At 68.8% G+C, this 16,789-nt stretch carries 13 protein-coding genes and 1 tRNA gene; 10 read left to right on the top strand and 4 right to left on the bottom strand.

The genetic code is table 11. The annotated features are described in order from the left end of the window. Positions 1–251: 251 nt before the first annotated feature. From EDF20_RS16200 to EDF20_RS14280, 8 genes are all read left to right on the top strand, one after another. Complete coding sequence (locus EDF20_RS16200) at positions 252–908, top strand: M23 family metallopeptidase (RefSeq protein ID WP_347876506.1); 657 nt, start codon at positions 252–254, stop codon at positions 906–908. Between the two features lies 1 nt (position 909). Further along, positions 910–2,193 (top strand): peptidoglycan DD-metalloendopeptidase family protein, encoded by a 1,284-nt coding sequence (locus EDF20_RS14315; protein WP_082486595.1) that lies wholly within the window; start codon positions 910–912, stop codon positions 2,191–2,193. Positions 2,194–2,232: 39 nt separating this feature from the next. Next, complete coding sequence (locus EDF20_RS14310) at positions 2,233–3,135, top strand: F510_1955 family glycosylhydrolase (RefSeq protein WP_133739130.1); 903 nt, start codon at positions 2,233–2,235, stop codon at positions 3,133–3,135. A 367-nt stretch (positions 3,136–3,502) separates the two neighbouring features. Then, positions 3,503–4,018, top strand: coding sequence for a hypothetical protein (locus tag EDF20_RS14305; RefSeq protein ID WP_133739129.1), 516 nt, complete (start codon positions 3,503–3,505; stop codon positions 4,016–4,018). A gap of 535 nt (positions 4,019–4,553) precedes the next feature. Further along, a complete protein-coding gene (locus EDF20_RS14300; RefSeq protein ID WP_133739128.1) occupies positions 4,554–5,126 on the top strand; it encodes a hypothetical protein in 573 nt (190 codons plus the stop codon). A 402-nt stretch (positions 5,127–5,528) separates the two neighbouring features. Further along, entirely contained in the window at positions 5,529–6,497 is a 969-nt protein-coding gene (locus EDF20_RS14290) for a hypothetical protein (RefSeq protein ID WP_055811461.1), read from the top strand. A gap of 470 nt (positions 6,498–6,967) precedes the next feature. Next, positions 6,968–7,954, top strand: coding sequence for a hypothetical protein (locus tag EDF20_RS14285; protein WP_133739127.1), 987 nt, complete (start codon positions 6,968–6,970; stop codon positions 7,952–7,954). Continuing rightward, the gene (locus EDF20_RS14280) at positions 7,951–9,855 is read left to right on the top strand and encodes a hypothetical protein (protein WP_133739126.1); all 1,905 of its coding nucleotides are present in this window, start codon (positions 7,951–7,953) and stop codon (positions 9,853–9,855) included. The genes EDF20_RS14285 and EDF20_RS14280 overlap by 4 nt, the downstream gene beginning before the upstream one ends. A 271-nt stretch (positions 9,856–10,126) precedes the next feature. On the opposite strand, the gene EDF20_RS14275 is transcribed toward EDF20_RS14280, so the two are convergent. Further along, positions 10,127–10,217, bottom strand: a tRNA-Ser gene (locus EDF20_RS14275). Between the two features lie 214 nt (positions 10,218–10,431). Between EDF20_RS14275 and EDF20_RS14270 the strand changes: the two genes are divergently transcribed. Then, positions 10,432–11,307, top strand: a complete 876-nt coding sequence (locus EDF20_RS14270; RefSeq protein ID WP_133739125.1) for an SGNH/GDSL hydrolase family protein — start codon at positions 10,432–10,434, stop codon at positions 11,305–11,307. Between the two features lie 90 nt (positions 11,308–11,397). On the opposite strand, the gene EDF20_RS14265 is transcribed toward EDF20_RS14270, so the two are convergent. Beyond that, a complete protein-coding gene (locus EDF20_RS14265; protein WP_133739124.1) occupies positions 11,398–13,935 on the bottom strand; it encodes an Ig-like domain repeat protein in 2,538 nt (845 codons plus the stop codon). 313 nt (positions 13,936–14,248) lie between these two features. Between EDF20_RS14265 and radA the strand changes: the two genes are divergently transcribed. Then, positions 14,249–15,613 carry a DNA repair protein RadA gene (radA, locus tag EDF20_RS14260; RefSeq protein WP_123547479.1) on the top strand — a complete coding sequence of 455 codons (1,365 nt, stop codon included), beginning with the start codon at positions 14,249–14,251 and terminating at the stop codon, positions 15,611–15,613. Positions 15,614–15,642: 29 nt separating this feature from the next. Here radA and EDF20_RS14255 read toward each other — a convergent pair whose 3' ends face one another. Together EDF20_RS14255 and EDF20_RS14250 are read right to left on the bottom strand one after the other, a co-directional pair. Continuing rightward, complete coding sequence (locus EDF20_RS14255) at positions 15,643–16,095, bottom strand: dehydrogenase (protein ID WP_133739123.1); 453 nt, start codon at positions 16,093–16,095, stop codon at positions 15,643–15,645. A gap of 3 nt (positions 16,096–16,098) precedes the next feature. Continuing rightward, entirely contained in the window at positions 16,099–16,770 is a 672-nt protein-coding gene (locus tag EDF20_RS14250; RefSeq protein WP_123547477.1) for a hypothetical protein, read from the bottom strand. Positions 16,771–16,789 lie beyond the last annotated feature (19 nt).

Here is a 16,789-nt window from a genome sequence, read left to right as displayed (position 1 = left end):
GGGAAGCGCTCGCCCGCGAACGCACCGCCGGCCCCTCCTCCTCACCGTCGGCCCCCCGCCGACGCACCTACCAAGCAGCAGAACCGCTCCCATCCACCGCCCGAACCAAGCTTCGAGCAACACTTCCCGGAGCAGCACCTCGAGCCCGGCCGTGGGCTGTGGAGCAGCTCCCCGAGAGCGCCTGGTCGGTACCGGCTCGTCCCCGCAAGCTCCGCACCCTGGGTCCTGTTATCGGGGCGCTGGCGGTGGCGATGTTCTTCACCGCGAACACGACCCCGGCTACTGCCTCTGATCTGGCGGGCGGGGCCACCCCGACGAGTGTTGTTGCCCCGATCAGTGGACAATCCCTTGCCGCCTCCGTGGTGGCATTGTCCGTTGACGGTCGAGACGGCTACGCCGTGACCGAGCAAGCACTCGCCACCACACAAAGTGCTACCTCGGGAGGTGCCGGAGCAGCAGCCCAGGTCAATACCGGGACCGGGGACATTCGGTGGCCCTTCCCTGGGGTAACCCCCCTCAGCTCGGACTTCGGGCCCCGGGCGCGGCCGTGCGGTGCGTGTTCGGCCATGCACGAGGGAATCGACATGGTCCCGGGCAAGAACACCCCCATCGGGGCGATCGCTGCCGGCACCGTTCGTGTGTCGGGGATGGGCGGGGCGTACGGGCAGTACGCCATCATCGACCACCAGATCGATGGCCAGACCGTCAGCAGCCTCTACGCCCACATGGTCCTCGGTTCCAGCCCCCTGCGGGTCGGAGACCGTGTCAATGTCGGGGACCTGGTGGGCCGGGTAGGCAACAGCGGGGTCAGCACCGGTGCGCACCTGCACCTGAGCATCTTGCTTGGCGGCACACTTCAGATCGACCCGCAGCTGTGGCTCGAAACCAACGCCGGCCGGGTGCTCTGACATGACGCCCGCACAACAGCCACCCGGTCGTGGCCACATCATCCGTCCCTTCCGGGTGAGGCTCGTTCTGGGGAGCATCACGGTGGTGGCGATGGTTGTTGCCGTCCTCACCCCGGTGGGGCAGGCGTCCGCAGTTGAGTACCCGACGTGGGCCGAGGTCGAAGCAGCTCGTGCCTCCGAAACGGAAGGCCAGGCCCTCGTGGCGCAGATCACGACGCAGATCGCAGAACTCGACTCCGCGGCCACTGCCAGCGCTGAGCTCGCTCTGACCCGTGGCGCCGAGTACGAGGAAGCAGACGCTCAGTTCCTCGACGCGGCGTACCAAGCAGACACACTCCAGGAGCAGGCCCGCACAGCCGAGGCCACCGCCACCCAGTCTCGAGACCGGGCAGCTCAGATCATCGCGTCGCAAGCACGCAGCGGCGGCCAGGACTTGACCAGCACCCTGCTCACCGGCGCCCAGGACCCGGACGATTTTCTCTCTCAGCTGGGGTTTGCCGACAAGCTCGCTGAAACAAGCCAAGGCATCTACGTCGACGCAAGCCAGGATCAGAACATCGCTCAGGGCCTCGGTGATCAGGCGGCCCTCGCCCGGGACGCCCGCGACGCTCTCCGCCAGGAAGCCGATGACGCCCGCCGGGACGCCGAGGCTGCCTCCGCGGCAGCCGATGAGGCACTGGCAGTGCAAGTCGACAAGCAAGCTGAGCTGCAAGCGCAGCTTGCCGTGCTCACGGATCAGCGTGCCGCGACCGAGCAGGACTTCGCCGCCGGCGAAGCTGCCCGCGCCGCAGAACGGGCACGCATCCAGGCGGAAGCAGCCGCCCGGGCTGCCGCTGCGGCCGCGGCTGCAACGTCTGCCGGTCAAGTAGCCGGGAGCGGATGGGCCAACCCCACCACCGGTCGAATGGTCAGCGCCTACGGGTACCGAATTCACCCCATTCAACGGGTCTGGAAGTTGCACTCCGGGATCGACATCGCTGGGGGATGCGGGGTACCGATCTACGCCGCTTCGGCCGGCACCGTGGCCTACTCAGGGGTCTACGGCAGCTACGGCAACTGGATCCTCCTCGAACACGCTAACGGCATTCAGACCGGCTACGCCCACATCGAAAACGGTGGGCTGCTCGTCAGCCGCGGCCAGCGGGTCGAAGCCGGGCAACTGATCGCTCGTGCCGGTTCGACAGGCGGGTCCACCGGCTGCCATCTGCACTACGAAGTGCGACCAGGAGGTACCTCCACGGACCCCGCGCCCTTCATGTCCGCCCGCGGCATTCGACTCGGCTGACCGCCCGCCCGACAGGAAACCACCATCACCACGTCACACATGCGCCCCACGAAAGCCCTCGCCGGACTCGCCGCTACGACTGCAGTGATCCTCGGCATGGCCGCGTGCACGAACGCCACCACCGCCCCTCCGACGGCTGACGCATCCCTGGAACACGTCCACGCGTTTGCTCACGTGGACAACTCCCCCGTTGTCCTCGTGGGCACACACACCGGCCTGTGGAAGTTCGCCCTGACCGCGGTCGACCCTGATCGCCCCCGAGAGGCACCGTTGATCCCGGTCGGTGACGACCGGTTCGACGTCATGGGGCTCACGACCACGCCGCAAGACGTACTCATCGCCTCAGGCCACCCCGCAGTCACCGCTCCGACGACAGCGCCGTCCAACCGGGGGCTGCTTCGCAGTGAGGACTCGGGGACAACGTGGCAGACCATCAGCCTGGAGGGCAAAGCCGACTTTCACGACCTGACGACGGCCGCCGATAGCGTCCTTGGGCTGAACTCGACCACCCAGGCCATCCTTCGGAGCGACGATGACGGTGCGACCTGGACAACGGAAGCAACAACAACGGCCCTGTCACTGGCCGTCGACTCGGCCAACCCCGAGATCCTTTGGGCCGCAGGTCCCGATGGTCTGGAACGCAGCACCGACCGCGGCGCCACCCTGACCCCTAGCCCCGAGGCGCCGCCACTTGTGCACGTCGCCTCATCTGCATATTCGATCGCTGGCGCAACCATTGACGGCACCGTATGGTCTCTCGATCCAGGGAGCGCAACCTGGTCACAGGTCGGACAGCTCGAAGGCCAACCGCAAGCCTTCGACATCATCGACATAGGCGACAAGACCGTTCAATTCGCCGTCGATGATCGAGCCATTGTCGTCAGTCACGACAACGGCCGCACCTGGACCCCCGTGCCTTTGACGCTCAAGCAGAACGAGTAGAGAAGCGGCTTAGCGATCGTCCACCGGACGATCGCCAACCTCGACCATTTCCTCAGAGCTGCACTGATCCGACTGTCGCAGATAGGTGGTCCGAAACAGATTCCGGTGACGGGCCCCTATGTGACACTGCCGAAATGACCTCGTCGCCCCTCCTCGAATGCGCCTGTTCGCCGATCGTCGCTCCCTACCTCACAGCCCCGCATGACGCCCAGGCAGGTCTTGGAGGGTCGGCCCAGCCGATGCAGAAAAGCGAGGGCGGGCCAGGAAGAAACCTGGCCACCCGGTCGGCTCCTGGGCACCTATCGCCAGTCAAGCCGTTGACGGTCACCCCGTTAGCATCGGTGCCCGCCTCCCTCGGAGCTGATGCATGATCGAGCGCCCCTCTCCCGAACACCGTGCCCGAGTACGCGCCACCAGCCTCGATCGAGAGCACCTGGTCGCGATGGGCGAGGTCGCGTACTGGTCTGCTCGATTGGAGCGCACGCTGGCGTTCACAGTCATGCCCCTCGTCAGCGACGATGACCGCGAGACAAACGAAATAGGAATTGTGGTGACTCGGGGAGCCTCCTTCAGCGGCCTGCTCGAGTTGGGCGCAAAGCTCGTGAAGCTGCACCGCTTCGAGGGGCAGGTCCGCGACATGTTCACGCGATTGTCCGCCGACTCGAGGGTTGCGATGGAGAGCCGGAACCACCTGCTGCACGGGGCGTGGACCACACCGGGTAAAGGACCAGCTTCGGCGAGCCGGGTCAGGGCCAAAGGGACGGTGGACCGCACATTGACCGTGGCACAGGTGGAAGACGTCGCCTATGACCTGGCAGTGCTCGCAGAACAGCTATTCATGCTGTTTCTCGTCATCGAAGGCGCAGTCGACTACGAGGAGTGATCACCTTGGGCCGATGCTCTGCGAAGGGTTCTGGGCTCACCGCGCCACCCCCCGAGTGGCAATCAATCGGGATGCCTCGGACCGATCGGCACGAGGTTCGAAGCGGCCCTCAGTGAGCCTTCTGCGACAGTTCCAGCGACGATTGCAAGCCCGATCTGCGCGTACGCGGCCATCAGCGTGCCGACACGGTGCCGAGCATCTCGCTCGAGGCGCTCACCCTCCGCCGCAAAGCTCCGATCCGTGACGAAGCACTGCAACTGGTCGTACACGTGGTCCCACCGGACAGCGACCCGAGCGCGGCGCGATCCGTCAACCGCCTCGAAGTGGAGAGACCCGAAGGGCCTCCCGTCCCTCATTCCCAGATCGACTCCAACAAGTCGCCAGCCTGGAGCCTCGCGCGAGACATCCGCCCCCCACACGACCACGCGCGGCGGGCTCGCGCCTAATCCGACAATCGCGTGTTGCCCTCCAGCCTGCTCGCCCTCGGCCACCCCGCCACCTTCTAACTTTTCGTGATCCTGGACCCTTCGCATGGATGGTGGTAATAGTAATGACCATGAATGCAAGCAAACAAGCGAAGCCGACCTCGGGGCAGCGCAAGGCCTTCGGCATCATCACCATTCAAGGGCTAGTCCTGGACCTGAGCGACTCGCTCCTAGCCCGGCCAAGCAGCAGCGTCACATGGAGAGCTCATCCTGCCGGCCCACTCTCGGGCCTCACAGCAGCCACAGATGAGCACGAGGCGTCGATCAGCTGGGCACCGACGTCGGACGTGCTCCGCGAGACGAGTACCGAAGATGCCCCCGACGAGCTCTTGGCCCATGTGCGACAGACCTATCTGACCTATCTCGAGCTGTGCCTCAGGCTCGGCGAGTTCCAACTCGAGGCAACTCCGGTCACTGACGCCGCAGAGAACATCACCGGAACGTCACTTCGAGCCCGGCTGGTAGAGCGAGGAGCAGTCTGGCTCGACGAACTTCCCACTGCCGACCAGCAACGGTTCGCACCAATCCCCAGGGCCGACGAGGTGACCATGGTGGACGTTCCCGACAGAGCCTCGCCGCAGACAGCCCCCGGGGGCGGGCAAAGGCCTGATGAATCGACATGACCGAGACCGCCACGTTGGAACGATCAGCTGTGGCGCGGCCAGAGGGATACGCCGAGCCCCCGCTCGAGCTTCGCGATCGTTTCGAGGTCCGGCCACACCTGGCCCGCAAGGACGCTCAGCAGGGTCGTATGGGTGACACCTGAAGCTTCGGCTACCGACCGGATGCTGCGACTGCCGACGGCCTGACGAAGGTTCTGCGCGAATCTGCGAGCCACTTCCCCGATCGGGTCGTTCGAGCGAACGTCTGGCCACGGGGACGGGGCCAACGCGGCTGGTTTCGCGCGCGCAGTTCTACCCATGCCGCAAGGCTAGGCGCGCCAGCTCGCACGCACGGCCGCCCCGTCGAACGTATCACAAATTGGTCATTGTAATGACCACCTTCGAGCTTGGAGATGAGCGCTGGTGAGCGATGAAGCTGACGAACGCCGCGAACGGCAGCTCGACGCGGTGAGGCGCATGGCCGAGAGGGAGCCTGAGGTGCCGGCTGCGGCTCATTACCAGTACACGCCGAAGATGCCTGCTGATCAGTGGGCCGCCATCCGCCCCTACGTGCAGCGCGTCGTCCGAGACACAGCCCACAGAACGCCGTACTCCGAGAAGGAGCTCTACCCGGCCGTTTCCCGTCTCGCTTTATTCGCCTGGGCGACAGCGAGCGTTCCCCTCGAAGATGACAACGTCTTCGACCCGCGGTTCATCAACCGCTTCGTGCAACATCACCTCGGGCAGTACAGCAGGGCCGGCAAGAACACCCTGCGCGCTCGGTTGAGACGCACGTCGGAGGCGCTCCTGGGCGACGAAGCTGCGGGTACATTCCGGGCCCTGGGCAAGGCTGAGGCGTCACGTCCGTACACCCCGAGCGAGGTGGCTTCGTTGTTGTCGTGGGCCGGTAGCCAGCACGACGAGGAACGGACGACCAGCGCCGGCGCACTCCTCGCGCTCGGACTCGGGGCAGGACTGACGGGGCGGGAGATCATCGATCTAGAACTCGTGGACATCACCTCAGATAGTCGGGGCGTCATGGTGCGCGTGTCGGGTGACGATGCGAGAGACGTCCCGGTTCTTGCCCAGTGGGCCCCCCTCCTGCAGTGCCGAACGGCGTCCAAGGCAGCCTCCCGGTGGGCATTCCGGAGCGGTCAGCGAGGCGGGAACATCAATCTCGTCACTGACTTCGTCAGTCGGAATCCGCGCCCCACGGTCGAGCTGCAGTCCCGACGCATGCGAGCGACCTGGATCGTGGAACACCTCCGGCGGGGGACGCCCCTCGACCTATTGCTGGAGGTCGCCGGCTTGCAGTCAGCCGAAGCGCTCGACCGGCTCTTGCCCTACGTCGCCAGAGCGGACGACGACCCCCGGCGGGACTCACTTCGGTGATAGCTACCACCCCGGCGCGAGCCGAGGCTGCGGCCATGACGTCCGTATAGGGACAGGACGATCACTTCCCGCGTCGGCCAGGTTCCCTCAGACGCCCAAATGGCGACGGGCATTTGCCACGTCTTCCAGACGCATCACGACCTCACCCCTGAGCAGACGCCCCAGCCGCTCAGGACTCTGCCCAGAGGCAGCCGCGTACGTCCCGACCGAGCGGAACCGTCTCGCTATCTCGACTCGGATGCTGCACGCCAGCCGATGCTGAATGCGTGCAGCACCCCACTGGTCGAGCTGGCCTGACGAGAACGACACCGCCGAGACCCACTGAGCTTCGGGGTCGCGACCGAAGCGGCCTGGCTCACGTAGGTAGGAGCGCGGCTCGAAACGTGGATCAGGCACCTCCGCAGTCTAGATGTGCGCTGAAAGCGCACCAGACCGCGTGATGGCCTTGTCTTGTCGCATGTCCATCTCTCGTGACCACCCCTGACGAGACACAACCTCCGACCTCCCCCTCTTCCCAACTCGAGCGTGCCGTAGCACACTTTGGTCAATCTAATGACCACGCCACGCTGGAGCTTCAGGAGGCGATCTTGCGCTACCACCCGCGCCGTATCGCCCCGACCAAGTGGTTGCCTGTGCGGGACTTCACGCTCGCGTGCATCCTCGACGCCAAACCCCACGACATGCTCTACACGAGGATCCTCCTGACCTTCGCGAGTCGGTACGTCGTGTGGGCGTTCCACGACGCCGGTGCGGAGCTGCGCCGCGATGACCTCTTCTACCCGTCCATGATCTACCGCTTCGCCCGCACCTACCCCAGTGCCAAGACGCAGCAGCTTGCCGAGACCAGACTCCTGAACCTCGCTGAAGCGCTCGGTTACGAACCGTCTCCTCACCGCCTCAACAAGCAGAGCCGGGAGATACGACCCTTCTCGCACGCCGAGCTTCCCGCTTTCGAGAGCTGGGCCGCGTCGAGGTCCACCGACCGAGCCCGCCGGGATTCTTACGGGCTTCTCGCGCTTGCCGGTGGTGCAGGCCTCGGCGCAACCGAGATCGCCGCGGTCCGTGGCCGCGACTTGACGCGCACTCCGGCTGGCTGGGTCGTCCGTGTGACCGGAAAGGCGCCGCGAAGCATCCCCATCCGTGTCGGGTGGGATTCGTACGCAGACATCGCCTTCGAGGGACTCGGCGACGATGACTACGCGGTCATCCCCCACCGCAAGGAGTCCTCCCGGGAGATCGCGCTCATGCACTACGGCGCCCGATACGACGGTCCTGCTATTCGCCGCCTCCGCATCACCTGGATCGTGGACCAGATCAACGTTTTGCCCCTGGCGAGCATCGTCTACGCGGCTGGCTTCAAGAACGTCTCGTCCCTCCTTCGCTACGCGCCCTTGGCCAAGGTCATGCCCGAGGTTGAGCTTCACGCGCTTCTCCGCTCAACGGGAGCGACTCAGTGACCGGCAAGCCCTCGTTCCACGACGAGGAGTTCTTCAACGGCATCTACACAGCCGACCGGATCGTCAGCGGGTCGACCAAGACCACCAGGTTCCGCGGCGCCGACGCCCGTGAGTGGATGACCTTCCTCCGTTCATCGGGCGTCATCGAGCTCCTCGCGACCTGGCGCGCGGAGGACCGCGAGAAGAAAGCCCCGGGCGGTGTCAAACCGAAGATCGACGACCTGGCCATCCTGACCGTGGTGATGATGCTCCTATCGGAGCAGTCCATGATCTTCGTGCGCGAGATGGGCCGCGTCTTCGAACACCGTCTCGACGATGAAGCCCGTCGCGAGCTCGGCATCGCTCACCTGTACGACAACGACAAGCCCAACGACTGGTACTTCCTGGCATGGCGGGCGATGCACCGCATCATCGACCTCTGGGATGCCTGGCCGGCGCCCCGCCGCCTGCTCACCCGCGACGAGCGGAGCAGCCTTGACGCGCTCCGGGACAAGAACATCGAACGCCGGGCACACGAGCGCAGCATGACCTTCACGAACACGCTGCTGGAAGCCACGGCCCAGAACCTGCCTCGAGCCGTGCGACGTCAGCGTCTCGCGCTCTCCGTCGACCAGACAGTGCTGCGTGCACCGAGCCAGAAGAACCGTTGGCCGCGGGAGAACGGCGTCGAGCAGCCCATGTTCATCGCGGGCACGGACAAGGAACAGCCGAAGTACGCGATGGAACTCGAAGCTGACCTCTACCCGATCGACAAGGGAGAGAAGGAACGCGTCTTCAGCAAGCACACCAAGGAGAACGGCAAGGCGAGCGTCAAGCAGGCACGGAGCCGGTGGCTGCTCGCCTACACGGCTAACCTCATCATCGACGTCAACGAGGACCCGACAGGTGACCCCACCGAAGCACCGCAGCTGATCCGCGGGGCGAGCCTGACGACGCCCAACAAGGGCATCGGCTTCCACACCGTCGAGCTCGTGAAGAACATCCAGGAACGCGGCTACGACATCGCGCGCCTGTCGTCCGACCTTGGGTACTCCGCGGGTCTCACGATGGAGGACTTCCACCGTCCGATGAGAGAGCTCGGCGTCGGCCTCGTCTTCGACTACAACCGCGCGAACCAGACCGGTGTGCGGGGCCAGGTCGGCGGAGCCAAGCTCGTCGAAGGCGGTCAGTTCTGCCCCGGTACACCGAAGCGGCTCCTCGATGCAACGGTGCGGCGCAACAACAAGGAGATCGACAACGTCGAGTGGTCCCAGCAGATCGACGAGCGTGACGCATACCGACTTCACAAGAAGGAGGGTCCCGACGCCAACGGCAACGTGAAGATGCGCTGCCCAGCCCTCGGCCCGAGTGCGACGGTCGAGTGCCCGCTCCGCAAGCTCGACAAGCGTGCATCGCCTGACAAGGAACGCCGGCAGGTGCTGCGCGCCAACGTCCCCAAGCAGACAGACAAGGTCTGCTGCCAGACCTCGATCACGGTGCGCCCGGAGGACGGCGAGAAGATGAACCAGATGCTGCCTTATGGCAGCAAGGAGTGGTCCAAGACCTACCGCCGCGACCGCAACAGCATCGAGAGCTTCAACGCCTTCATCAAGACCGGTCCCGAGCGCATCGCCGACTCCAGCGCACGGCGCCTGCGCGGTCTCGCCGCTCAGCAGTTCCTTCTCGCCATGCTCACGACGGCCGCGAACATCCGCAAGATCGTCACCTTCCTCGCCGCCAAGCACCGAGCGCCGAAGGACCGCGACCGCCGCGTCGCGAAGGGCCTGACGCCGGTGCCTGCACAGCGCACCCGCCGTCGTGATGCCGAAGGCATGAGCAACTACCGCGCCGACTACGTTCGGCCCGAACTGTCCCCGTTCCCGACGAGTGGACCCGCTGTCGATCCGCCTCCGCGAACGTAGGCCCACGCCCGTTCCAAGACACGACACGCGAGCTTCCTGCTCTCCCCCAACGCTCACGAGTCAATTCGGCGCGCCCAGACGGGCGGGCCGCTTCGTCGTTTAAGCCGACTGTGCAGCCGGTGGCCCCGAAGGAGCTGCCAAGAGATCCCGAACCCCTCGCCGGGAAGCGATTCTCGGCCCTCAAACGGAAGAAAGCCCCCGAACTACTCGGGGGCTTTCTTCTTGGGCTGCGTTCCGCAAACGGATTCCGATTGATGCGCAAACAACCCCGTGGCGGTACCGGTGGGATTTGAACCCACGGTGGAGTCAACCCCCACACATGTTTTCGAGACATGATCCTTCGGCCGCTCGGACACGGTACCGGGAGAGAGCTTAGTACATCCGCGCCCCCGTGTCGAAACCCGCCTTCGACCACCGTGAACCGGCACAGGGTGCTGCCCCGAGGCCAGCAGAGAGCGCTACGTGACGGTTCGCCGCGCCTCCTCGAGAGGCCGCAGATCGACCGCCGCGAGCCGCGCCAGGTCGATCTCGGGACTCTCGCGGCTCCGACCTGACCGCCGGGCGTACGCTCCCCGCATGCCCACCCGTCACCCCCTCGCCTTCTTCTCCGGAGTCGGCGTCACCCTCGCCGCGGGCGGGGCCCTCTTCGCCGTCTGGCGTCGCGCCCTCCGCAGCCAGCGCTCCGCCGCCGCGACCCTGAACGACCTGCTGCCGGTGCACTCCGCCTGGTGGCGCGACCGCTTCGACCGCAAGGGCAAGCTGCTCTACGTCGCACTCGGCGACTCGACCGCGCAGGGCATCGGGGCGTCGAGCCCGGCACGCAGCTACGTGGGCAGGCTGTCGGTGCGGGTCCGGCACGCGACCCGCACCTCCGTCCGGGTCGTCAACCTCAGCGTCAGCGGGGCCACCACGTGGCTCTGCCGCAAGGACCAGCTGCCGAAGCTCGAGAAGTACCAGCCCGACATCGTCACGGTCGCCATCGGGGCGAACGACATCATCGACTTCGACGCCGAGACGTTCGAGCGCAACCTGCGGCACATCTACGAGGCGCTGCCGAGCCATGCGATCGTCGCCGACCTGCCGACGATGTGGATCCCCGAGCGCGAGCACCGCATCGCGGAGGCGAACGCGATCGTGCGACGCCTCGCCGACGAGCTCGGCTTGACCGTCGCACCCCTCTACGACACGACTCGCAAGCAAGGGCTCGTGCGGACGTTCCGCAACTCGGCGGGCGACCTGTTCCACCCGAACGACCGCGGGTACCGCGTCTGGGCCAGCGCTTTCGAGCCGGCCATCGCCGCCCGCGTCGCGCGGATCGCCGCCGACCACGCCGTCACGGACGCCGACGCCAGCGTGCACGACGCCGCGACCGCGGGCTCGACGGCCCGCACCGCCGAGCGTGCGGCCGCCCGCGCCTCGGCCCGCGGCACGGAGACGCTGCCCCGCCGCTGACCCGGATCGCGACGACCCCCGCGCCCCGAGGCGACGGGACCGGACCCGCCGTCAGGCCGTGCCCGGTCCCGGCAGCCGAGGAGGCGCCTCCTACCGGACCGTCAGCGTCGCGGCCTTCGAGGTGCTCCCGCCGACGTTCGGGGTGCCCGAGTACACGACGACGATCGGGTAGCTCCCCGGCTTTCGGAACGCCGGCACCGAGAGGGTGACCTTGCCCGCGGAGGCCGCGGTCAGCGTCGCCGTGCCGATCGTGGTCGAGCCCGACTTGAGGGCGACCGTGCCCGTCGGGGCGGCCACCCCCGGCACCGTGACCGTGACGGTCGCCCGAGACGTCAGCACCTTCGAGACGGGGGCCGTCGGCAGCGAGACGGCGGCCGCGGAGGGGGCCTTCGTCACCGAGAACGACTGCGTGGCGCTCGTGGACGGCAGGGCCGCCGCGGCCGACGGCGTGAAGTCGGCGACGAGGCGGTGCGAGCCGGCCGCCGTCTTCGCCGGGGCGACCCACGACGCCGATCCTCGGGTCAGGGCCACCTCGGCTGCGGCGACGCCGTCGAGGCGGAACACGACCGTGCCCGTCGCGGGGCTGCCGGCGATCGGGTCGACGGAGGCGGTGGCCGTCACCCGGCCGGACGAGGCGTGCACCTGGGTGGCCGAGTCGAGGCGGAGCGTCGTGCTGGTGGAGGCCTTGTCGACCGTGACGACGACGGTCGACGAGGTCGAGGCTGCCTGGTCGGCCCCGGCCGGCGTGAACGTGGCCCGGAGCGAGTGGGCGCCCGGCTCCAGCGAGGCAGGGAGGCGGAAGGCCGCCGTGCCGTCCTGGGCGACCGGCACCGTGGCGAGCGTCGTCGTCCCGTCGAGCACCGCCACCGAACCGGACGGCTTCGCTCCTCCTGCGACCGCGACGGTCGCGGTGAGGGTCGCCGTCGTCGACGACGCCCAGGTCTGGCGCGCACGGTCGGTGCGGAGGGTCGTCGTCGTCGCGGCCGTCTCCTGCTTCGGCGCGGGTCGGCCCGCGGTGTCGCCCACGGGCGCGGTCCCCGTCGGCCTGCCGCCGGCGAGGCTCACGTCGATGACGGCCCCGCCCGACGGAGAGGTCGAGCGGACCGCCACGGTGAAGCCCCCGCCGGTGCTGGTGAAGTTCTCGCCGGCGTCGAGGTGCGTGTCGCGGCGCGTCAGGTCGCCCGCCTTGACGGGGCCGGCGGCCACGACGGCCGTCGAGACCGACGAGCCGAACAGCGGCATCGCGCGCAGCACGCGCACCTCGCCGACGGCACGGTCGCCGTTGAGTGCGCAGCGCACCAGCGTCGTGTCGAGGGAGGAGCACCGCGGCGACGCACCCCGGAACTCGGCGCTCGTCGCGTCACGGCCGCTCGCGGTGCGGTACTCGACCCAGTAGGTGTCCCCGCTCAGCGGGTCGACGACCTGCACGGCCCGGCCACCGGCCGTGGTCGCCGCGCCGTCGAGCGCGCCGACCGTCACCTGCTGCCGGGTGCCCGGCTCGCGGAGCGTCGTGGCGTCGACCTGGAAGCCGGCGCGGAGGCGCTGCGGCGTCGAGAGGTGCGGTCGCGCACCCGAGACGGAGTAGCCCATGATGTCGAGGAAGTCCGCGTACTCCTCGACCGGGCACGCCACCGAGGTGTCGGTGTCCGCCGCGTGCGCGAAGTCCGAGAGGGGCGCGTCGACCGTGGTGGAGCTGCGGCACATCCCGGCGCCGGCGTGGCCGAAGCCGAGGTTGTGGCCGAACTCGTGCATCAGCACGGGGACGCCGAGCGCGGTGTCGGTGCCGACCGAGCTGAAGATCTCGCCGCCGCCGCCGCCGACGGTGCCGAACGCGGCCGAGCCGCAGGTCTCGCGGGTCAGGACGAGGAGGTGGTTGTCCGTACCGGCCCAGCGGTACGAGGCGAAGGCGCCGCCGAACGCGGTCGTGTGCACCGAGTCGAGCACGGCCGACGGGTCGCACGTGCTCCTCGACAGCGACGTGCGCTCGATCCCGCCGAGACGCACGTCGACGGTGCCGCCCGACTCCTCCCACCAGAAGTCGTGCAGCTGCTGGATCGCGGTCGTGACGGACGCGTCGTCGGGCGGGGTCGCGGCGTCGTCGGCGGTGGTCGTCGTGACGGTCGCGATGCTCACCGAGACACGGTGGACGACGGCGACGGGAGCGGCCTGGGCCGACTGCGTCGGCTGCTGCGCGCCGCCTCCCTCGACCGCCGTCTGCTCCGCGACCTCGGCCTCGCGCGCCTCGACCTCCGCCGCCTCGGCGTGCAGGTGCGGCGCCGTGACGGGGGTGGAGGGGACGGCGATCATGTCCTCGGTGAGGTCGGGCGCGGCGGGGGTGCCGCCGCCGGCGGCCGGCGCACCGGACTCGTCGGGGACCGCGGGCACGTCCGGGACCGCTGCCGCCGACGTCGCCACCGGCGCGTCGGACGCGGTCGGCGCGGACGTCGCCGTGGGGGCGGCGGTCGGCGCAGGCGTCTCCGTGGGGACGGCGGTCGGCGCGGACGTCGCCGTGGGGGCGCCGGTCGGGTCGACGGCCGCGTACACCGACTGCCCGTCGACGAGGCCGCCGGTGACGATGACGGCCGCGACGAGCACGGCGGACGCACGGATGAAACGAGGGGTGGGCACAGCGGACTCCAGTCGTGCGGGGAGCTGCGCGGTCGTCGGGACCGCACGCTCGTGAGCGCGGGGTCGTCGGGACCGCGCGCTCGTCGACGCGGGGTCGTCGGGACCCCGCGCACGTCGCGCGGTCGTCGGGACCGCGCGCACGTCGCACGGTCGTCGGGACCGTGCGTTCACCGCGACTTCGATGCAAACACAGGGACTTCACCCCCCGAGCCCCCCACAACGGGTCCAGTTCGCTCTCCGGACACGGTGCGCGCCCCCACAACGGGGCCGAGGAGGCGCCCCCGCTGTCGGACGTCCCACCTAGGCTCGCAACATGCCTCGCCCCACCACCCCGCCCTTCCGCTGCACCGAGTGCGGCTGGACCAGCCTCAAGTGGGCCGGCCGCTGCGGCGAGTGCCAGCGCTGGGGCACCGTGGTCGACGTCACGTCGGCGCTCGTGAGCACCCGGGGCACCGCCCCCGTGTCGGTCGGCGGCGACCGGGTGGCCCGGCCCATCACGCAGGTCGAGGCCGGGGCCGTCGCCTCGTGGCCGAGCGGCATCGCCGAGTTCGACCGCGTCCTCGGCGGCGGCATCGTGCCGGGCGCGGCCATCCTGCTCAGCGGCGAGCCCGGGGTCGGCAAGTCGACGCTGCTGCTCGAGGTCGCCTCGCGTGCCGCCGCGACCGGCGCCCGCGTGCTCTACGTGACCGCAGAGGAGAGCGCGCAGCAGGTGCGGATGCGGGCACAGCGCACCGGGGCGATGCACGACGACTTGTTCCTCGCCGCAGAAGTCGACCTCGCCGTGATCCTCGGGCAGATCGAGCAGGTCGACCCGCAGCTCGTCATCGTCGACTCGGTGCAGACGGTCTCGTCGTCGTCGATCGACGGCATCGCCGGCGGCACGTCACAGGTCCGCGAGGTCGCGTCGACGCTCATCCGCGTCAGCAAAGACCGGAACCTGCCGGTGCTGCTGGTGGGGCACGTCACGAAGGACGGCACGATCGCCGGCCCGCGCCTCCTCGAGCACCTGGTCGACGTCGTGTGCCAGTTCGAGGGCGACCGGCAGACCTCGCTCCGGTTCATCCGGGCGCACAAGAACCGCTTCGGGCCCACCGACGAGGTCGGCTGCTTCGAGATGACGGGCGACGGCATCGCCGAGGTCGCCGACCCCAGCGGGCTCTTCATGTCGCGCAGCGGCGCCCCGGTCAGCGGCACCTGCATCACGATCGCGATGGAGGGGCGGCGTGCGCTGCCCGTCGAGGTCCAGGCGCTGATCGTCGCCAGCAGCACTCCGCAGCCCCGACGGGTCGTCAACGGCGTCGACTCCTCGCGAGTGGCGATGTTGCTCGCCGTGCTCGAACGGCGGGCGGGCATCCGCCTCGGCGACGCCGACGTCTACGTGTCGACCGTCGGTGGCATCAAGATCACCGAGCCGGGGGCCGACCTGGCGATCGCGCTGGCCCTCGCGAGCGCCAGCCGCGACGTCAGCTACCCGCACACGATGGCGGCGGTCGGCGAGATCAGCCTCGCGGGCGAGATCCGGCCCGTGTCGTCGCCGAGGCAACGAGCCAGCGAGGCAGGCCGGCTGGGCTTCAGCCAGCTCGTCGACGCCGAGTCGGGCAACCTGCGCGAGGCGCTGCGCCGCGCCTTCAGCGCGGCCAGCACGCCTCGCGAGCGCGAGCTCGACGGCGCCTTCTAGGCGCCCGCCAGGTCGATCACGGGCTCCCGCTACTTCAGGGCCTTGAGCAGGTCCTCGGGGGCGGCGGCCATGGTGTGCGGCCCGGCGATGTCGAAGAAGACCTGCTCGAGCACGTCGAGGTGCACCTCCATGAACGCCCGCAGCGCGTCGGAGTCGTAGAGCATCACCTCGAGGTCGGGGTCGTCCGGGACCATCGCGGCGTACGCCTCTGCCGAGGAGAAGAGCAGCAGGATGCGCTTGTCGGTGTTCTCGCGGCCGAAGACGCGCACCTGCTCGGCGGCGACGGAGACGGGCTCGGCCGAGTCCGCGTCCGCTGCGGAGTCGGCCTCGTCAGCACCGTCGGCCTCGGCGTCAGCAGGGGGAACCACGAGCTTCGGCACGACGACCACGTCGTGCCGCAGGGCGAACGCGACGGCGGCGACGTCCTGGCTGGCCAGGGCCAGCTCGAGCGCCTCGGAACGGGGGGAAGCAGCTTCGGTCATCGCTCAGTTCAGGATCATGGGGGCGGTGTCGGCCGACGTGATGTCGCCGACGCTGACGGTCAGGCGGTACGTCGCGCCTCCTGCGGGCACGGCCTGCCGGGAGTCCGCGTCGCAGGTGTCGGTCGTCGACCGTGTCCTGTCCCAGGCGATGGCCGGGGTCGAGAGGGTCTGACCGGCGGTGAGGGTCACGTCCTGGTCGGTGGGGTCGACCTGGCAGTCGGCGGACGACCACCACTGCTCCTCGCCGCTGGTCACGACGAGCTTCTGCTGGCCCGAGCCGAGGTTGATCACGCAGTCCGACGAGCCGGTGTTGGTCACCGACATCGAGATCTGCGGCAGCTCGGTGGGGGCGAACACCTGCTTGTCGACGACGGGGACGAGCTCGATGGCGGTCGCGGCGCAGCGGGCCCCGTCCTCGGCCGTGGCCTCCGTCGACGACGGATCGGGGGTCGCGTCGGCGGCAGGGGCGGTCGCGCCCGTGCTCGCGGCAGGCGCCGGGTCGGCGGCGGGGGTGCTGGTGGCGGCGGCACCGGGCTCGTCGCCCGAGGCGCCGGGCCGCACGACGATCAGCACGACGACGACGATCGCGACGACCAGGCCGAGCAGGACGAGGGCTCGGCGACGCCAGTACACCGAGGGCGGCTGCGGGCCGGTCGGATTCGTGAACGTCGACATGCGCACAGGTTAAGTGCTG

The organism is Frigoribacterium sp. PhB116 (assembly GCF_004364285.1).
GTDB lineage: Bacteria > Actinomycetota > Actinomycetes > Actinomycetales > Microbacteriaceae > Frigoribacterium.
Note: the sequence above shows the minus strand (reverse complement) of the source record. Positions and strands in the feature narration are given on the sequence as shown.

Excerpts from the sequence above, each read along its gene's own strand:
- EDF20_RS14250 (WP_123547477.1), bottom strand. The coding sequence starts at position 16,770 with ATGTCGACGTTCACGAATCCGACCGGCCCGCAGCCGCCCTCGGTGTAC.
- EDF20_RS14270 (WP_133739125.1), top strand. The coding sequence starts at position 10,432 with ATGCCCACCCGTCACCCCCTCGCCTTCTTCTCCGGAGTCGGCGTCACC.
- EDF20_RS14300 (WP_133739128.1), top strand. The coding sequence starts at position 4,554 with ATGGTGGTAATAGTAATGACCATGAATGCAAGCAAACAAGCGAAGCCG.
- EDF20_RS14305 (WP_133739129.1), top strand. The coding sequence starts at position 3,503 with ATGATCGAGCGCCCCTCTCCCGAACACCGTGCCCGAGTACGCGCCACC.
- EDF20_RS14310 (WP_133739130.1), top strand. The coding sequence starts at position 2,233 with ATGCGCCCCACGAAAGCCCTCGCCGGACTCGCCGCTACGACTGCAGTG.
- EDF20_RS16200 (WP_347876506.1), top strand. The coding sequence starts at position 252 with ATGTTCTTCACCGCGAACACGACCCCGGCTACTGCCTCTGATCTGGCG.
- EDF20_RS14315 (WP_082486595.1), top strand. The coding sequence starts at position 910 with ATGACGCCCGCACAACAGCCACCCGGTCGTGGCCACATCATCCGTCCC.
- radA (WP_123547479.1), top strand. The coding sequence starts at position 14,249 with ATGCCTCGCCCCACCACCCCGCCCTTCCGCTGCACCGAGTGCGGCTGG.
- EDF20_RS14255 (WP_133739123.1), bottom strand. The coding sequence starts at position 16,095 with ATGACCGAAGCTGCTTCCCCCCGTTCCGAGGCGCTCGAGCTGGCCCTG.